Source organism: Streptomyces gottesmaniae, assembly GCF_031845845.1.
GTDB classification, from domain to species: Bacteria; Actinomycetota; Actinomycetes; order Streptomycetales; family Streptomycetaceae; genus Streptomyces; species Streptomyces akebiae.
Genome location: NZ_JAVRFJ010000076.1, coordinates 1 through 17,343, shown reverse-complemented (window position 1 = coordinate 17,343; position 17,343 = coordinate 1). Strand labels below are relative to the sequence as shown.

The following is a 17,343-nucleotide window of genomic DNA, read 5'->3' as shown; positions in this document are numbered from 1 at the left end:
GTGAACCGTCGTACCACCGTGGGCGCGCCGTACACATCGGGCGGCCCCGGCACCCCCGGCACCCCCGGCACCCCCGGGCCCCCGGAGCCCCCGGAGCCTCCGGAGCCCCCGGAGGCCCCCGATCCTCCGGTACCTCGCCCCTCCCCTCCGGCCCCCCGCCCGTCCTCGCCCCGCCCCAACGATCCCCGCCCGGACACCCGGGAACCCCGAGCCCCCGGTACACCCCGCGGCCCCCGTAGCTCGTCCGGCAGCCGTAGGTACGGATTGGTGTCCGGGTTCGGCGGCCGGTACGGCGTGCCCGGCGTGTACGGTCCGTGGGCGGAGGGAGCCTCGTAGGGCTCGGCGGTCGTCGTCGCCCCGGCACCACCCCGGTCCCCCAGCGCCGATGGCGATGCCCGTAGCCCCGCCGCCCGTGTCGCGCAGGCCAGCAGTGCCCCGGCGGCGCCCGCCCCGGCGCCCCACAGCGCGCCCAGCACCAACGCCGTACCCGCCTGCCCCCGCAGCTCCACTCCGGCCTCGTACGCGTCGATGCCGAACACGGCCAACGAGGCGTCCACCGACACCTCCGTCACCCACACCAGCAGCGGCAGTGCCACCGCCGTCGCGAGCCCGAGCCGAAGCGCGCAGTGCCCCATGAAACCGAGCGCGCTCCCGCCCCGTGCATCCGCACCGGACACACCCCCGGCAGCGGTGGCAGCCGGCCCCCGTGCGAACGGCGTACGTACGGCGGTCAGGACCCCCGCGTACAACATCATCAGCGCCGCCGCGAGGCCCAGCAGCCAGACCCGGCCGTCCAGTTCGGCGAGACGACCGAGGGTGACGGGTTCGCCCGCGTCGACGCGCAGCAGTTCGTCCAGCGGGTCGGGCAGGAGGCCGGCCAGCGCCCCTGTCGCCCTGCCGTCCCAGGGGACGAGGAGACCGAGCGGGACGCCCAGCCAGGCCCCGTTCGGCGCGCCGAGGAGGGCCGCGCCGGCGATCCGCCGGGGGTGCGGGTCGCCGACCGCCGCGTACCCGGCCGCCGCGAGTCCGGCCAGGACCGCCATCAGGAGCACACCGACCACCGCGGACACGGCCGGTCGTACGACCCGGTGCACCGCGTGGAGGCCCGGCGGCAGGGGAGTGCGGCGCGAGGCCAGCAGGGCGATGAGCAGCACTCCGAGGCACCAGGTCAGGCCGCCGAGCACGGTCGGCACGGCGTCGACCGTGAAGCCGACCTCGGCGTCGGCGTCGGCGAGGTCGCCCAGCCGGTCCGGCAGCAGACCGCCGCCGAGGTCGCCGAGGTCGCCGAGCCCGGGGATCTCGACGTTGTCGAGGTCGCCGCCGCCCGGCAGCTGTTCGTCGATGCCGAGTCGGCTGCCGTCGAGGGTGATGACGGCGTTGCCGGCCCAGGCCAGGCCGCCCATCAACGCCATGAACAGCACGAGCACCGTGCCCGCCCGCGCGAGGAGTTCCCCGGGTGTGACGACAACTCCCGCGCCCCGCAAGGAGCGTAGGAAGAACCAGGACAGCAGGAGCGCACCCACGAGGCTGACACCCAGTGGCGTGATCTCGATGGCGGTGGTCGCCTGGGCCCCCTCCAGGCCCATCACGGACACATCGCCGGCCGGGGTCACCGACCCACCGGCCCCGAGCGCCACAACCGCCGCTGTCATGGGCCCGAGTTCGCCCGCCGCGTCCGCCTCCAGCAGATGCAGACCGAGCGCCGCCGTACCCGCCATGCCGATCAACGCCCAGCTCACGGCGGCGATCGCGGAGAACACCACATCCCCCCACGGCACGCGCCTGCCAGGGTCAACGTTCCGGTCGCTCATGGTCGGACCCCCCGATCCACATCGCGGCGTTGCACCGTCGATGTCCCCATCGCGTGGGATTACCACTCTCCGGCCCGGTTTCAACCCCGTCAACGGGACGGGTGGATGGCCCCGTACGTTCCCTTCACAAGGCCCGACTTTCGGTCAGGGGGTCGAGCCTGAAATAGTTCCCCCCGATGTTCGACATCCCTAGACTCCCTGCGATGGGGGTAATTCGGGGGACAACTCAGTGGGGCATGGAGTGCCGGAACTCGTACTGGAATTGAACGGACAAACCTGGACGCTCGATCCGTCCAGGGCATATACCCTCGGACGTGATCCGCAGGGGGACATCGTGTTCGACGACGCCAGGGTGTCCTGGCGTCACGCCACGATCAGCTTCGGCGGCCGTAGTTGGGTGATCGAGGACCACGGCAGCACCAACGGCACCTTCGTGCAGGGGCAGCGGATCCATCAACTGGAGATCGGCCCCGGCTCGGCCGTGCACCTCGGCAACGCGACCGACGGCCCGAGACTCAGCCTCTCCGGCACCGCCGCGTCCGTCGCACAGCCCCAGCAGCAGCCGTACGCGGCGCAGGGCGCGAGTGCCGGATACGCCGGCCAGCAGCCCCCGCAGCAGCAGGCGCCGCAGGCGGGCTGGCAGCAGCCGCCGGCGGCACAGGTCCCGCATCAGCAGGGCTTCCCGCAACAGGGCCCCGGTGGTGGCGCGGGGGCGCCGCCGGTCTACGGCGACCGCAGCCCGACCACGTTCCACCAGCTGGCCCTCGGTCGTGTCATGCGCATCGGTCGTGCCCTGGAGAACGAGCTGGTGGTCTCCGACCTCCAGGTCTCGCGCCACCACGCCGAGTTCCACGCGACGCCCGACGGGCGCTTCGAGATCCGTGACCTCGGCTCGCACAACGGCACGTTCGTCAACGGTATGCCGATCGCCAAGGGCGGCACGGCGCTCCTCGGTCCGAACGACATCGTCGGCGTCGGCCACTCGACGTTCCGCATCATCGGCGACCGGCTCGAGGAGTTCGTCGACACCGGTGAGGTCTCCTTCTCCGCACGTCACCTGACGGTCACCGTCGACGGCGGCAAGCAGATCCTCAAGGACGTCTCCTTCGGCGTCCCGGAGAAGTCGCTCATCGCGGTCATCGGCCCCTCCGGCTCCGGCAAGTCGACCCTGCTGAAGGCGCTGACGGGCTACCGCCCCGCCAACCAGGGTGACGTCCTCTACGACAACCGGAACCTGTACAAGCAGTTCGCGGAGCTGCGTCAGCGCATCGGTCTGGTCCCGCAGGACGACATCCTGCACAAGGAGCTGACGGTCAAGAAGGCCCTCAAGTACGCGGCCAAGCTGCGCTTCCCGGCCGACACCACGGCCGCCGAGCGCGACGCCCGCATCGACGAGGTGCTGCGCGAGCTCAAGCTCGACATCCACAAGGACAAGAAGGTCACCTCGCTCTCCGGCGGCCAGCGCAAGCGCGTCTCGGTCGCCCTGGAGCTGCTGACCAAGCCGTCGCTGATCTTCCTGGACGAGCCGACCTCCGGCCTCGACCCGGGCATGGACCGCGACGTCATGCAGCTGCTGCGCGGCCTCGCCGACGACGGCCGTACGGTCCTGGTGGTCACCCACTCGGTGGCCGAGCTGGCGATCTGCGACAAGCTCCTGGTGATGGCGCCCGGCGGCGCGGTGGCGTACTTCGGTCCGCCCGAGGAGGCCCTGAACTTCTTCGGCTACGAGACCTGGGCCGACGTCTTCTCCGCCTTCGAGAACTACCGCGACTACGACTGGGCGGGCCGCTGGAAGGGCTCGCAGCACTACCAGATGTACGCCGCGGACATCGACGCCGTCGCCCCGCAGTCGGTGCACATGCCGCCGCCGCAGTCGATGCGCCCGCCGAAGCCGCAGGGCTGGTTCTCCCAGCTCGGCACCCTGGTCCGGCGCTATGTCTCCGTCATCGCGTCCGACAAGGGCTTCCTGGCGCTGACGGTGATCCTGCCGGCCGTCCTCGGCGCGGTGAGCCTGCTCATCGACCCGGACAAGGACCTGCTGGTCAGGAAGCTGAACCCGGCGACCAACCTGCCCATCCCGAACGGCACGGCCACCACGGTGCTGCTGATCCTCGCGGTCGGCGCATGCTTCGCGGGCGCCGCCAACTCGGTCCGAGAGCTGATCAAGGAACGGGTGATCTACGAGCGGGAGCGGGCCACCGGCCTGTCGCGCTCGGCGTACCTGATGTCCAAGGTGATCGTCCTCGGCGCGGTGACCGTGTTCCAGGGCGCCATGGTCGGCGCGATCGGCTTCTCCAGCCGGACGATCCCGGACGAGGCGCTGATCTTCGGCGAGGGCAAGTTCGCCGTCATGCTCGAACTCTCGATCCCGATCATGGGGCTCGGGTTCACGTCCATGATGTTCGGTCTGGTCATCTCCTCGCTGGTGAAGACCGCCGAGAAGACGATGCCGCTGCTGGTGATGTTCGCGATCGTCCAGGTCGTCTTCACCGGCTGCCTCTTCGCCCTGCACGGCAGCCCCGGGGTCAACGAGTTCTCGTACCTGATGCCGTCGCGCTGGGCGGTCGCCGCCGCCGGTGCCACGCTGGACTTCAACAACATCAGCCCGCCGAAGGAGGCCGGCGACACCGACCCGCTGTGGGACCACACGGCCGGCGCCTACAGCCTCGACATGATCGCCCTCATCGTGCTGGGTGTGATCTGCGGCTTCCTCGTGGCCCGCTTCCTGCGCCGCCACGAGCCCGAGGTCATGCGGAAGTAGGCCACGGGCACCGACGTACGAGGGGCGGCACCCGCACCGGGTGCCGCCCTTCCGCGTTCTCAGAGGTCCCGCGCGGGCCTCAGTACGCGCTGTTGACGTTGTCGATCGAGCCGTAGCGGTCGGCGGCGTAGTTCGCGGCGGCCGTCAGGTTGGCGACGGGGTCGTACTGGCTCTTGGCCGTGCCCGGGACGTGGTAGGCGTCGAAGGTCGGCTTGATGACCTGCAGCAGACCGATCGACGGGACGCCGTTCTTGGCGTTGATGTCCCAGTCGTTGATGGCGTTCGGGTTGCCCGAGGACTCGCGCATGATGTTCTTGTGCAGGCCGTGGTAGGTGCCCGGGATCTTGTGCTTCTTCATGATGTCGAGCGCCTCGCGGATCCAGCCGTCGAGGTTGTTCGGGTACGACTTCGCGGCGGCGGCCTTGACCTGGGCGGCGCGCTTGGCGGACCGGCTGGCGGCCTCCTTCTTCGCGCGCTCCTCCTCGGCCTTCTTCTTCGCGGCAGCGGCGGCGGCCTTCTTGTCGGCGTCGGCGGCCTGGTTCGCCACGCTGACCTTCGCGGCCTGGGCCGGGTTCTGGCTGAACGCCGCCGGAGCCGCGGACACGGTCTGCGTGGCGGTCTGAGCCTCGGCCGGCACCAGCGAGAACGCGACGGCGGCGGCGCCGAAGGCGGCCACTCCGGCGAACGAGAGCTTGTGGGTCTTGGTCAGCGCGAGACTGCGGCCGGGGATCTTGGCGTTCTTGAGCATGAGTGATGGACCTCTTCGAATAGCGCGGAGGTCGCTCTGCGTGCCAGGTGGGGGACACAGCTCTTCCAGCACAAACGCCGCGGAATGACCCGCGGCGCCGAGCGACGGTTGCCATTCTTAGCGGCCGCAAAATCGCGTGGCAAAGGTGTGACGTACGATGCCGCTTAGTTGGAGCGGAACCGGCAAAATAGGACAGACCACCCCGTCCTTCCCGCTCATACCGCCCGTATTCATCTCCTAGGCGCCTTCGTACGTGATGTGCGCCCTATGGGGGGCCTCACACGGCGCCGCCGGTTTGTTCACTTCCAGTTGCCGCAGCAATGCTCTACGTGAGGTGCCTCAGAGGGGCCTCTCCGGCAGGATCAGATGCACGTCCCCGAACTCGTGCCACAGATAGCGCCCCTCGATCGCGGCCTCGTACGCACGGTCGATCGCGGCCCGCCCCGCGACCGCCTCCAGCATCAGCAGATGCGAGGCCTCCGGCTCGTGCAGCCCGGTCAGTAGCCCGTCGACCACCCGCACCCCGCGCTCGGGCGTCACCACCAGATCCGTCCAGCCCTCCCGGGCCCGTACGACGCCGTCCGCCCCGGTCGCCGACTCCACGGCCCGCACCGCCGTCGTCCCCACCGCGACGACCCGGCCGTCACCGGCCCGCGCCGCGTTGATCAGCCGTGCCGAGGCGTCGGGCACCGCGAAGCGCTCCGGATACGGCGGCTCGTGCGCCTCCGCCGAAGCGACCCCGGTGTGCAACGAGATCGGCGCGAACTGCACCCCCCGGCTCACCAGCTCCGCCACCAGCCGAGCCGTGAACGGCCGCCCGGCGCTCGGCATCTCCGCACTTCCCGCCCCGTCCTGCGACGGCAGCGCGAACACCGTCTGGTACACGGACAGCGGCTGGTCCCGCTCGGTGTAGGAGTAACGGATGGGCCGACCGTGCTCCCGCAGCAGCCCCGCGACGGCCGACGAGGACACCCGGGCCCACCACAGCCGGTCCCCCCGCTCGCTCAGGGGCTCCTCCAGGACCAGCCGTACGTCACCGGGCAGCCGCACCCGCGCCCCCGCCGGACCGCCCGCACGCGCGCGCGTGGTGCCGCGCCCGTCGGGATCCCGCAGCTCGACCGCCCACCGCCCGTCGTCGCCCCGCGTGGAGAAATGCACCACCACGCGCGCGTGCCCGATCCTCCCGTCCACCGCCGCCGCCAGCGTCGGCGAGGTGTTGACCACCAGCAGATCGCCCGCCGTCAGCAGCCCCGGCAGCGCCACGAACGCGTGGTGCGACACCTCCGTCCCCCGCGAGAGCAGCAGCCGTACGCCGTCTCTGTCGAGGCCCGGCCCGCGCTGCTCGGCGGGCACCCGCGCGTGCAGCTCCTCCGGCACCCGCACCGTCGCCGTCGTCATCGCCCCTCCAGCAGGGACGGCGCCCCGTACCGGCCACTGGCCGGCCGCTCGTCGAGCAGCCGCAGGAAGGCGGGCACCACACCGGCCGGCGTCGGCCGCGGATCGTCGTCGTCCGGTACGGCCGCCGCGTACAGGTCCGTGGCCATGTCCCCCGGATCCACGGCCCACACCCGCAGCCCCGGCTCCTCCACCGCCAGCACCGCCGACAACTGGTCCAGCGCCGCCTTCGAGGCCCCGTAACCGCCCCACGTCCCGTACGCCTCGGCCGCCGCGTCCGAGCTGACGTCGATCACCGCGCCCACGCCCGAGGCCCGCAGCAGCGGCAGCGCCTCCTGGACCAGCCCCAGCGGCGCGACCACATTGACCTCCAGGGCCCGCCTCAGCCCTTCCAGCGGCAGCCCCTCCAGCCGTACGAGCGGCTCCGCCCCGAGCGCGCTCGCGTTGTTCACCAGCAGGTCCACCCCGCCCAGCCCCCGCGCGGCCGCCACCAGCTCCGCCCGGTGCCCGGCGTCCGTGACGTCCCCCACCAGGGCCTCCACCCGCGTCCCGTACGCCGACAGCTCCGCCGCCGCCTCCTTCAGCGCCCCGGCGGTCCTGGCGTCGAGCACCAGATCCCACCCGCGCTCCGCCAGCGCCGCGCCGAGCGCCCGGCCCAGCCCCTTCGACGCCCCCGTGATGATCGCTACCGGCATGACATCCGTCCCCTCGTCCTCGACCGCCTCCGAGCCCGGCGGCGGTGATCCCAACGTAGGAACCGCATCGCCCCCAGCGCCTCGTACGCGAGCCGCAGACCGCCGGGGCCCTTCGCCCTAGGCCACCGGGCCGGGCCCCGGGCTCCGGACCCGGCCGTACGCCGCCGCACCGGCACCCCGAGGCCTACGACCGCCCCCTGAGGACCGGGCCAGGTCCTAGGCCTCGGACCTAGGTCCGAGGCCCACGGTGAGGCCACCGGCGGTCCGATCCGCGGTGTCGGATCCCGCCGGTACGGTGAGGTCATGAGTCAAGGTCCACGGTCCGGCCTCGCCGCGGTGAGCAGCGCGTTGCTGGCCATGAGCAGGCACCTGGAGGTGCGTGACGTCCTCAAGACGATCGTCGCCTCCGCGCGCGAGCTGCTGGACGCGGAGTACGCCGCGCTCGGCGTGCCCGACGACCACGGGGGCTTCGCCCAGTTCGTCGTCGACGGTGTCAGCGACGCCCAGTGGAAGGCCATCGGTCCGCTCCCGCGCCAGCACGGCATCCTCGCCGCGATGCTCCACCAGGCCACCCCCGAGCGCCTGGCCGACGTCCGCAAGGACCCCCGCTTCGAGGGCTGGCCCAGCGCCCACCCCGACCTGATCGACTTCCTCGGCCTGCCCATCCGCGACGGCGACGAGGTCATCGGCGCCCTCTTCCTCGCCAACAAGCGCTGCCCCAAGCCCGACGGCGGCTGCGGCTTCACCGAGGAGGACGAGGACCTGCTGTCGATCCTCGCCCAGCACGCCGCCATCGCCCTCACCAACGCCCGCCTCTACGAGCGCAGCCGCGAACTCACCATCGCCGAGGAGCGCTCCCGGCTCGCCCACGAACTCCACGACGCGGTCAGCCAGAAGTTGTTCTCCCTGCGCCTGACCGCCCAGGCGGCCGCCGCCCTCGTCGACCGCGACCCCTCCCGCGCCAAGGGCGAACTCCAGCAGGTCGCCGCCCTCGCCGCCGAAGCCGCGGACGAACTGCGTGCCGCCGTGGTCGAACTGCGCCCCGCCGGACTCGACGAGGACGGTCTGGTCGCCACCCTGCGTACCCAGGTCCACGTCCTGGACCGCGCCCACAGCGCCCGCGTCACCTTCTCCGGCCGCGGCGCCCGCGCGCTGCCCGCCGCCCAGGAGGAGGCCATGCTGCGCGTCGCCCAGGAGGCCCTGCACAACGCGCTGCGGCACTCGGGCGCCGAGCGGGTCGACGTCACGCTGGACCGGCACGGCGGCGGAGCCGTCCTGCGGGTCACCGACGACGGCAGCGGCTTCGACCCCCAGGCGGTACGCCGCGCGGGACGCCACCTCGGCCTGGTCTCCATGCGCGACCGGGCGAGCGGGGTCGGGGGCCGGCTGGCCGTGGAATCGGTGCGCGGAAAGGGCACGACCATCGAGATGGAGGTCCCCGGTGGCTGACGCGATCAAGGTGCTGCTCGTCGACGACCACCAGGTGGTCCGTCGCGGCCTGCGCACCTTCCTGGAGGTGCAGGACGACATAGAGGTCGTGGGAGAGGCCGCCGACGGCGCGGAGGGAGTGGCCCGCGCCGAGGAACTGCGGCCAGAGGTCGTCCTCATGGACGTCAAGATGCCCGGCATGGACGGCGTCGAGGCACTCCGCAAACTCCGCGAACTGGCCAACCCCGCGCGCGTGCTCATCGTCACCAGCTTCACCGAGCAGCGCACGGTCGTCCCGGCCCTGCGCGCCGGCGCCGCCGGATACGTCTACAAGGACGTGGACCCCGACGCCCTGGCCGCCGCCATCCGCTCGGTGCACGCCGGACACATCCTCCTGCAACAGGAGGTAGCCGACGCCCTGCTGTCCCAGGAGGGGCCCAACTCCGGCCAGGGGAGAGGTGGTTCGCTGACCGAGCGGGAGCGCGAGGTACTCGGCCTGATCGCCGACGGCCGTTCCAACCGCGAGATAGCCCGTGCGTTGGTGCTGTCCGAGAAGACGGTGAAGACCCACGTCTCGAACATCCTCATGAAACTCGACCTGGCGGACCGGACCCAGGCCGCGCTGTGGGCGGTACGCCATGGTGTGACCGGATGATGGACGGATTGTCCGGCAACATGGAGGGTTCCGCTCCGGACTGAGATTCATACTGTCGGGTGTATGTCCCCCGAGTGGCGCATCCTGCCGGGCCCCCCGGCGTTCTTCAGTGCGTGCTGCGTGCGACCGCCGCAGTGATCGCAAGGAAGGGCTCAAAGTGAAGAACCTGAAGAAGGCCGCCGCTGTCACGATGGTGGCCGGTGGCCTCGTCGCCGCCGGTGCCGGCATGGCCTCCGCCACCGACGGCGGGGCGCACGCCGACGGCAAGGCCATCGGTTCGCCGGGCGTCGTCTCGGGCAACGTCATCCAGGCCCCGGTCCACATCCCCGTGAACGCGGTCGGCAACAGCGTGAACGTCGTCGGCATCCTGAACCCGGCCTTCGGCAACCTGGGTGTCAACCACTGACGTTCCCGCCCCGGAGCACCAGTGACCACCGGCCTTCCAGGCGCCTCCTGGAAGGCCGGTCAGGCTTTGTCCTGTGATCGTTCCCTGAGTCGTTCCCTCGCCTCACTGCGCCGAAGGGGCCGTCCCCGTCGTTCACGCGTGCCACGGCGGACCCACCGTGCGTTGGTCAACGCACAGCCCGCGGGCGGGCCGGACCCGCACGACGCTGGAGGAACGCAGCTCAATACTTCGCCAAGAAGGCCGCCCTGACCGTCACCGCCGCCGGTCTCGCCGCGGGCGCCTCGTCCGGTGCCGCCGTCGCGGCCCCGGTCGCCGACAGCGCCGCCGTGGGCTCTCCGGGCGTCACCTCCGGCCTCGACGTCCAGGTCCCCGTCGACGTCCCCGTCACGGTCACGGGCCTCAGCGCCAACCTCGTCGCCGCGCTCAACCCGACGTTCGGCACCATCACGGCCAACCACTGACGTCCTGCCGCGCCGGGCCCCGGGAACCTCCCGGTGGGCGGGGCTTTCGTCTGCGCGGTTCCCCGCCCTCCTCCTCCTCCTCCTCCTCCTCCTCCTCCTCGCGCGGCTCCGCTCAGGCGCGGGCAACGCAGCACCGACCTCCAGCGCGCCCCGGTCGACTACCGCCCGCGCTCCCGCTCCTCCACGAACGCGTTGTACGCCGCCACCTGCGCCCGCCGAGCCGTCCGCTCCACCGGCCGCAGCGCAGCCGTCCGCGAGGCCATCTCGGAGGCGCTGACGGCCCCGCCGTGCCCGTTCTCGAACGCGACGGACATCAGCAGCCCGACACGCTGCGCCAGCTCCAGCACACGTACCGCCCGCGGCGGATACCCGGGCGCCAACACGTCCCGCCCCCGCTCCGCCCGGGCCCGATACGCGTCGATCGCCGCCTCGGCCACCGGCCCCGAGGCCGCCACGTCCAGCCGCGACAACACCGCCGTCGCCTCCCGGAGCGCCTCGGCCAGCTCCCGCTCGGCCTCCCCGAGCGACGGCACATCGGCGGGCGGCGCCTCCCGTACCTCCAGACAGTGCCAGACGACCTCGACATGCTCATCGCCCGCCGGACCGGCCGAGAACACCTCCGGTACCAGCCCCAGCGCGCCCCCGTGGCAGACGACCGCCTCCTCCGCCTCCAGCGCCCGCTTGTTGAACTCCGGCGGCCCGCTCAGCCCCAGCGGATGCCCCGGCGCCGGCAGCGCGACGCGCAGCCCGGTCACCCCGAGCGCCCGCAGCCGCCCCAGCCCGAGCGTCAGCCCGACGGGCCCTGACTCGCCGGGCAACCCCTCCACCCGGTGCACCGCGTCCTCCCCGACGATCGCGAGCACCGCGTCATCCGGCGAGACAAGTCCGGCAAGAAGGGCATTTCCCCATGAGACGAGGCGCCCTGAGCGTGGTTCGGAGAGCATGCCCCCACCCTAAAGACGACCGAGGCGATGGGTGGCCCGACCAGTGGCGTAGATTTCCCCATGGGCTGCGCCCACCCGGCGGTGGCTCCAACCACAGGCGTACGCGACAGCCGAGACAGGCCGACACTGCAAGGGGAGACAGCGCGCTCATGAGCGATGTTCTGGAGCTGGAGGACGTATCCGTGGTCCGCGAGGGCCGGGCTCTGGTCGACCAGGTCAACTGGTCGGTCAAGGAGGGCGAGCGCTGGGCCATCCTCGGCCCGAACGGCGCCGGCAAGACCACCCTCCTGAACATCGCATCCAGCTACCTCTACCCCAGCAAGGGCACCGCCACGATCCTCGGCGACACCCTCGGCAAGGTCGACGTCTTCGAACTGCGCCCCCGCATCGGCATGGCCGGCATCGCCATGGCGGAGAAGCTCCCCCGGCGGCAGACCGTCCTGCAGACCGTGCTGACCGCCGCGTACGGTATGACGGCCACCTGGAACGAGGACTACGAGGAGGTCGACGAGCTGCGCGCCCGCGCCTTCCTCGACCGCCTCGGCATGACCGAGTACGTCGACCGGAAGTTCGGCACCCTCTCCGAGGGCGAGCGCAAGCGCACCCTCATCGCCCGCGCCCTGATGGCCGACCCCGAGCTGCTGCTCCTCGACGAGCCCGCCGCCGGCCTCGACCTCGGCGGCCGCGAGGACCTCGTACGCCGCCTCGGCCGCCTCGCCCGCGACCCGATCGCCCCGTCCATGATCATGGTCACGCACCACGTCGAGGAGATCCCCCCGGGCTTCACCCACGTCCTGATGATCCGTCAGGGCAAGGTCCTCGCCGCGGGCCCGCTGGAGCTGGAGCTCACCTCCCGCAACCTCTCCCTCTGCTTCGGCCTCCCGCTCGTCGTCGACCAGCTCGGCGAGCGCTGGACCGCCCACGGCCTGCCGCTCACCTGACCTCAACTCCCACCGATCTTCCGCCGGTCGGGCGCGTCCGGGCCACAACCCGGCCCAGGCGCAGCCGACTTGGCAGTCCCCTGTACGCGATCTTTGACCGTGCGCTCTGTTCGGCGACCCGATCGCGGTTCTACCATTGCCGATGTGGACAGCATCGACGCATGGGTGTGGTGGCTGATCGGCGCGGCCGGGCTCGGGATCGCCCTCGTCGTGACCGCGATGCCCGAGTTGGGAATGCTCGCCCTGGGCGCGGTCGCCGGCGCCGTGGTCGCGGGGCTGGGGGGTGGTGTCGTACTCCAGGTCGTCGTCTTCGCGATCGTCTCCGTCGCGCTCCTCGCCGTCGTACGGCCGATCGCGGCCCGGCACAGATCGCAGCGACCGCAACTCGCCACCGGTATCGACGCGTTGAAGGGCAAGCACGCCGTCGTCCTGGAACGGGTCGACGGCGCGGGCGGTCGTATCAAGCTGGGCGGCGAGGTCTGGTCCGCCCGGGCGCTCGACACCGGTCAGGCCTTCGAGGTGGGTCAGGAAGTGGACGTGGTGGAGATCGAGGGAGCCACGGCGATCGTCATGTGACCTCGCACGATGTGGTCACGGGGCGATGACGCAATGACCTGAACGACCCACCTGGCAGCCGGTGTTCTGCCAGACTCGACCAGCAAGATCTTCAACAGTCCCGACAGGCATAAGATCTTCAGGAAGCGCCACGGCAGAGAAGGGCACGGGGAGCAAACGATGGAACCGATCATCATCGTCCTGATCATTCTGGTGGTGTTGGTCTTCATCGCCCTGATCAAGACCATCCAGGTGATTCCACAGGCCAGCGCGGCCATCGTCGAGCGGTTCGGCCGCTACACGCGCACACTCAACGCGGGCCTCAACATCGTCGTCCCGTTCATCGACTCCATCCGCAACCGCATCGACCTGCGCGAACAGGTCGTGCCGTTCCCGCCCCAGCCGGTGATCACCCAGGACAACCTGGTCGTGAACATCGACACGGTCATCTACTACCAGGTCACCGACGCCCGCGCCGCGACCTACGAGGTCGCCAGCTACATCCAGGCGATCGAGCAGCTCACCGTCACCACACTGCGCAACATCATCGGTGGCATGGACCTGGAGCGGACCCTGACCTCCCGCGAGGAGATCAACGCGGCCCTGCGCGGCGTCCTCGACGAGGCCACCGGCAAGTGGGGCATCCGCGTCAACCGCGTCGAGCTGAAGGCGATCGAGCCGCCCACCTCCATCCAGGACTCGATGGAGAAGCAGATGCGCGCCGACCGGGACAAGCGCGCCGCGATCCTCACCGCCGAAGGTACGCGCCAGGCGGCCATCCTCACCGCCGAGGGCGAGAAGCAGTCCCAGATCCTGCGCGCCGAGGGTGAGGCCAAGGCCGCCGCCCTGCGCGCGGAGGGCGAGGCCCAGGCCGTCCGTACGGTCTTCGAAGCCATCCACGCCGGTGACCCGGACCAGAAGCTGCTGTCCTACCAGTACCTCCAGATGCTCCCGAAGATCGCCGAGGGTGACGCCAACAAGCTCTGGATCGTTCCCAGCGAGATCGGCGACGCCCTCAAGGGTCTCTCCGGCGCCATGGGCAACTTCGGCAACCTGGGCGGCGGCCCGACGGTCCCCAGGCCCACGGACGGCAACGGCGAGCGCCGCGAGAAGCCGGCGATCGACTAGAGCACACGGCAATGGGCCCGCCCTCGGCGCAGGGGGTGGGCCCATTTTTTTGCTTCTGGGGGACGAGCGGAACCACACGATCAGCCACTCCACACCCGCGACCCGCGAACCACGCCGTTTCCGACGGCGTTACGCGGCCCCCTGGGAGAGCCAGGCCGGCAGCGCGTCGAAGTCGTCGTGCCCCAGCGAGAGCAGCATGGCATCCGCCGGCGTCGGCTCGAACGGCTGCCGCAGCAACGGCATACCCGCCTGCTCCGGAGTCCGGTCAGCCTTACGGTGGTTGTCCTCGGCGCAGGAAGCCACCGTGTTCAGCCAGGTGTCACCGCCGCCCCGCGACCGCGGCACCACGTGGTCGACGGTCGTGGCCCGCCTGCCGCAGTACGCGCACCTGTGCCTGTCCCTCACCAGCACCCCCCGCCTCGACCACGGGGCTTGTCTTCGGAACGGCACCCTCACATAGCGGCAGAGCCTGATCACCCGGGGCGCCGGTATGTCGACCGCGGCTCCCCGCATGCGCAGCTCGGGGTGGGTCTGCTCGACGACGGCCTTGTCCTGCAGCACCAGCACGACGGCTCGGTTGAGCGTCACCGTCGACAGCGGCTCGAAGCTCGCGTTCAGTACCAGCGTGTCCCGCATCCCAGCCCACCTCCTGTGCCAGCCCACCCCCCGGCGGGCTTGGATCAACTCTGGCCGGGCACGCCGAGATGGACAACGCAATAAAAAATGCCCGTCTCTGATCACTTCCAAGACCAGAGACGGGCAAACGCTCAATGAACGTCCGGCTTCGTTACTTTTCCGCCACAGCGGCGTACTCACCGATGAGTTGTGCGCGGGCCAGCGTATGGAACCGCAGGTTGAATCCGACCACGGCGGGAGAAGCGTCCGAATCCGGGCCGAGCTTCTCCTGGTCCACGGCGTACACCGTGAACACGTACCGGTGCGCCGGATCGCCGGGCGGCGGCGCGGCCCCGCCGAAGTCCTTCGTCCCGTAGTCGTTGCGCGCCTGGACGGCGCCCTCGGGCAGTCCCTCGAACTTCCCCGAGCCGGCACCCGTCGGCAACTCCGTCACCGACGCCGGAATGTCGAACACGACCCAGTGCCAGAACCCGCTGCCCGTGGGGGCGTCCGGGTCGTAGCACGTCACGGCGAAGCTCTTGGTCTCCGGCGGGAAGCCCTCCCAGCGCAGCTGCGGCGAGGTGTTCCCCTCCGCGTGGACCTGGGCGTCCTTGAGCGTGGAACCCGCCTCGACGTCCTCGCTCGCGACCGTGAAGGACGGCACGACCGGGTGGAAATCGTGGGGGAGTGGCGGCCTCTTCGGCTCGGTCACCTCGGTACCTCCTGATGGATCCGGGGTAGGTGTGGTTCCAGTCGTACCGAGCCTAGAACCAGCTGCGCTTGCTGCCGACCTCCGACAGCCACTGGTTGAGGTACGCCGCCCAGTCCGTGCCCTGGTAGTCGTGCAGACCCACCTTGAAGGAACGGAACGAGTCGCTGCCCTCGCTGAACAACCCCGGCTTCTTGTCCATCTCCAGCACGACGTCCATCTCGCGCTCGTCGGCGACGAAGCTCAACTCGACCTGGTTCAGGCCGTGGTACTGCTGCGGCGGGTAGAACTCGATCTCCTGGTAGAACGGCAGCTTCTGCCGGGTCCCCCGGATGTGGCCCCGCTCCAGGTCCGCGTTTTTGAAGCGGAAGCCCAGCTGGATGAAGGCGTCCAGGAGTGCCTGCTGCGCGGGCAGCGGGTGCACGTTGATCGGGTCCAGGTCACCGGAGTCGACCGCGCGCGCGATCTCCAGCTCGGTGGTCACCCCGATGTGCATCCCGGGCAGTGTCTGCCCCTGGATGGTGGTGACGGGCGTCTCCCACGGGATCTCCAGCCCGAACGGCACCACATGGACCGCCTGGGCCTTGAGCTCGAAGGCACCACCGAGCCGCTGCTTGGTGAACTCCATGTCCTGCTTGTACTCGGCGTCCTGACCCTCGACCTCGACCTTGGCCTGAAGCCCGACGGAGAGCGCCTCGATCTGCTGGTCCACGGAGCCGCCCTGGATCCGCACCTCACCCTGGACGACACCGCCCGGGACGACGTTGATCTCGGTCAACACCGTCTCGACCGAAGCGCCACCGGCTCCCAGGCTCGCGAGCAGCCGCTTGAACCCCATGTCTGTTCCTCCCGTCAGGCGAAAGCCTGCGTATCTGCGTGGTTCTGTGTTCTCTGTGGTGTGGATCGCTCTGCGTGGCGCGGAGCCTTGATCCCTACAAACGCAAACCGACGACGCCCGGTTCCGCGTCCCCACCCTTCCAAGGAGGACGCCCCCACGCCACCCGTCGGCACGCACCCGTCTGGACTACGCTCGTACGCCATGATCGCGAGCCCCGACCGTACGCCCCTCGCCCGCGAGTTCTTCGACCGCCCCGTATTGGAGGTGGCACCGGATCTCCTCGGGCGCGTCCTCGTCCGCAGCACCCCGGAGGGTCCGATCGAACTCCGTCTCACGGAGGTCGAGGCCTATGACGGTGAGAACGACCCGGGCTCCCACGCCTATCGAGGACGCACAGCCCGCAACGGCGTGATGTTCGGTCCGCCCGGACATGTGTACGTCTACTTCACCTACGGCATGTGGCACTGCATGAACCTCGTGTGCGGTCCGGAGGGCCGGGCGAGTGCGGTCCTGCTGCGCGCCGGCGAGGTCACCGAGGGTGTCGACCTCGCTCGCAAACGTCGAATCTCAGCCCGAAACGACAAAGAACTGGCCAAAGGGCCGGCCCGGCTGGCCACGGCCCTGGATGTGGACCGAGCCCTCGACGGCACGGACGCCTGCGCCTCCGGGGCCCCGCCCCTGACGGTCCTGACCGGTACCCCCGTCAGCCCTGACCAGGTACTCAACGGCCCCCGCACCGGAGTCTCCGGCGATGGCGGCGTCCACCCCTGGCGCTTCTGGATCGCCAACGACCCGACGGTCAGCCCTTATCGGGCTCACGTCCCCCGTCGGCGCTCAACTTGACTCGCCCCTGGGCGATCCGTAACGTAGCCCGAGCCGCTTGAACCGGTTACGGCGTTCAGCCAGCAGCCGAGAGCGGCCAACCCACTACCTACGACATCCCCTCGGCGGGGGCGAATTAGGCATGCCCTGATTCCAGCCCGCACCACTCAATTATGAGTTGCCGAGGGAATCGGCTAACGTAGTGAATGTCGAAAGGCCGCAAGGGAAACCGCGAGGCCAAAAGACAGCCGAAAGGCAAATCCCGCCGACAGGGAATCGGATCGGAAAACGATCTGATAGAGTCGGAAACGCAAGATCGAAGGGAAACTGCCCGGAGGAAAGCCCGAGAGTAGCTTGGGTGAGTACAAAGGAAGCGTCCGTTCCTTGAGAACTCAACAGCGTGCCAAAAATCAACGCCAGATATGTTGATA

Annotated in this window: 17 protein-coding genes; 9 read left to right on the top strand and 8 right to left on the bottom strand. The window is 70.4% G+C overall.

Annotated elements, in window-relative coordinates:
* Positions 1 to 1,811: streptophobe family protein (locus tag RM704_RS44015; RefSeq protein WP_438828996.1), on the bottom strand; the 1,811-nt coding region annotated here is incomplete at its 3' end.
* A gap of 241 nt (positions 1,812 to 2,052) precedes the next feature.
* Here RM704_RS44015 and RM704_RS44010 point away from each other — a divergent pair.
* Positions 2,053 to 4,572 carry an FHA domain-containing protein gene (locus RM704_RS44010; protein ID WP_033529222.1) on the top strand — a complete coding sequence of 840 codons (2,520 nt, stop codon included), beginning with the start codon at positions 2,053 to 2,055 and terminating at the stop codon, positions 4,570 to 4,572.
* Between the two features lie 79 nt (positions 4,573 to 4,651).
* Here the strand turns inward: RM704_RS44010 and RM704_RS44005 are convergent, their stop codons facing one another.
* The 3 genes from RM704_RS44005 to RM704_RS43995 form a co-directional block, all read right to left on the bottom strand.
* Positions 4,652 to 5,320: a transglycosylase SLT domain-containing protein gene (locus tag RM704_RS44005; protein ID WP_033529223.1), complete on the bottom strand. Its 669-nt coding sequence runs from the start codon at positions 5,318 to 5,320 to the stop codon at positions 4,652 to 4,654.
* Positions 5,321 to 5,659: 339 nt separating this feature from the next.
* The gene (locus RM704_RS44000; protein WP_033529224.1) at positions 5,660 to 6,718 is read right to left on the bottom strand and encodes an S-adenosylmethionine:tRNA ribosyltransferase-isomerase; all 1,059 of its coding nucleotides are present in this window, start codon (positions 6,716 to 6,718) and stop codon (positions 5,660 to 5,662) included.
* Positions 6,715 to 7,410 (bottom strand): SDR family NAD(P)-dependent oxidoreductase, encoded by a 696-nt coding sequence (locus RM704_RS43995; protein ID WP_033529225.1) that lies wholly within the window; start codon positions 7,408 to 7,410, stop codon positions 6,715 to 6,717. The genes RM704_RS44000 and RM704_RS43995 overlap by 4 nt, the downstream gene beginning before the upstream one ends.
* A gap of 303 nt (positions 7,411 to 7,713) precedes the next feature.
* On the opposite strand from RM704_RS43995, the gene RM704_RS43990 reads away from it, so the two are divergent.
* From RM704_RS43990 to RM704_RS45680, 4 genes are all read left to right on the top strand, one after another.
* Complete coding sequence (locus RM704_RS43990) at positions 7,714 to 8,859, top strand: GAF domain-containing sensor histidine kinase (RefSeq protein ID WP_033529226.1); 1,146 nt, start codon at positions 7,714 to 7,716, stop codon at positions 8,857 to 8,859.
* Positions 8,852 to 9,493 (top strand): response regulator, encoded by a 642-nt coding sequence (locus RM704_RS43985; RefSeq protein WP_033529227.1) that lies wholly within the window; start codon positions 8,852 to 8,854, stop codon positions 9,491 to 9,493. Before RM704_RS43990 ends, RM704_RS43985 begins: the two co-directional genes overlap by 8 nt.
* 157 nt (positions 9,494 to 9,650) lie before the next feature.
* Positions 9,651 to 9,899 carry a chaplin ChpE gene (chpE, locus tag RM704_RS43980; RefSeq protein ID WP_033529228.1) on the top strand — a complete coding sequence of 83 codons (249 nt, stop codon included), beginning with the start codon at positions 9,651 to 9,653 and terminating at the stop codon, positions 9,897 to 9,899.
* 326 nt (positions 9,900 to 10,225) lie between these two features.
* Entirely contained in the window at positions 10,226 to 10,360 is a 135-nt protein-coding gene (locus RM704_RS45680) for a chaplin family protein (protein WP_438828995.1), read from the top strand.
* Between the two features lie 158 nt (positions 10,361 to 10,518).
* Here the strand turns inward: RM704_RS45680 and RM704_RS43970 are convergent, their stop codons facing one another.
* Positions 10,519 to 11,304, bottom strand: coding sequence for an Rv1486c family protein (locus tag RM704_RS43970; RefSeq protein WP_033529230.1), 786 nt, complete (start codon positions 11,302 to 11,304; stop codon positions 10,519 to 10,521).
* Positions 11,305 to 11,453: 149 nt separating this feature from the next.
* On the opposite strand from RM704_RS43970, the gene RM704_RS43965 reads away from it, so the two are divergent.
* The 3 genes from RM704_RS43965 to RM704_RS43955 all read left to right on the top strand — a co-directional run bounded on the left by RM704_RS43965 (position 11,454) and on the right by RM704_RS43955 (position 13,928).
* Positions 11,454 to 12,245: an ABC transporter ATP-binding protein gene (locus RM704_RS43965; RefSeq protein WP_033529231.1), complete on the top strand. Its 792-nt coding sequence runs from the start codon at positions 11,454 to 11,456 to the stop codon at positions 12,243 to 12,245.
* A gap of 144 nt (positions 12,246 to 12,389) precedes the next feature.
* Positions 12,390 to 12,821 carry an NfeD family protein gene (locus RM704_RS43960; protein WP_033529232.1) on the top strand — a complete coding sequence of 144 codons (432 nt, stop codon included), beginning with the start codon at positions 12,390 to 12,392 and terminating at the stop codon, positions 12,819 to 12,821.
* A gap of 159 nt (positions 12,822 to 12,980) precedes the next feature.
* Positions 12,981 to 13,928, top strand: coding sequence for an SPFH domain-containing protein (locus RM704_RS43955; protein WP_033529233.1), 948 nt, complete (start codon positions 12,981 to 12,983; stop codon positions 13,926 to 13,928).
* A gap of 129 nt (positions 13,929 to 14,057) precedes the next feature.
* On the opposite strand, the gene RM704_RS43950 is transcribed toward RM704_RS43955, so the two are convergent.
* The 3 genes from RM704_RS43950 to RM704_RS43940 form a co-directional block, all read right to left on the bottom strand.
* Positions 14,058 to 14,564, bottom strand: a complete 507-nt coding sequence (locus RM704_RS43950; RefSeq protein WP_033529234.1) for an HNH endonuclease — start codon at positions 14,562 to 14,564, stop codon at positions 14,058 to 14,060.
* A gap of 151 nt (positions 14,565 to 14,715) precedes the next feature.
* Positions 14,716 to 15,255 carry a YbhB/YbcL family Raf kinase inhibitor-like protein gene (locus tag RM704_RS43945; protein WP_033529235.1) on the bottom strand — a complete coding sequence of 180 codons (540 nt, stop codon included), beginning with the start codon at positions 15,253 to 15,255 and terminating at the stop codon, positions 14,716 to 14,718.
* A 52-nt stretch (positions 15,256 to 15,307) separates the two neighbouring features.
* On the bottom strand, positions 15,308 to 16,090 hold the full coding sequence (locus RM704_RS43940; RefSeq protein WP_033529236.1) for a sporulation protein: 783 nt from the start codon (positions 16,088 to 16,090) through the stop codon (positions 15,308 to 15,310).
* A gap of 201 nt (positions 16,091 to 16,291) precedes the next feature.
* Between RM704_RS43940 and RM704_RS43935 the strand changes: the two genes are divergently transcribed.
* A complete protein-coding gene (locus RM704_RS43935; protein ID WP_033529237.1) occupies positions 16,292 to 16,933 on the top strand; it encodes a DNA-3-methyladenine glycosylase in 642 nt (213 codons plus the stop codon).
* Positions 16,934 to 17,343: the final 410 nt, after the last annotated feature.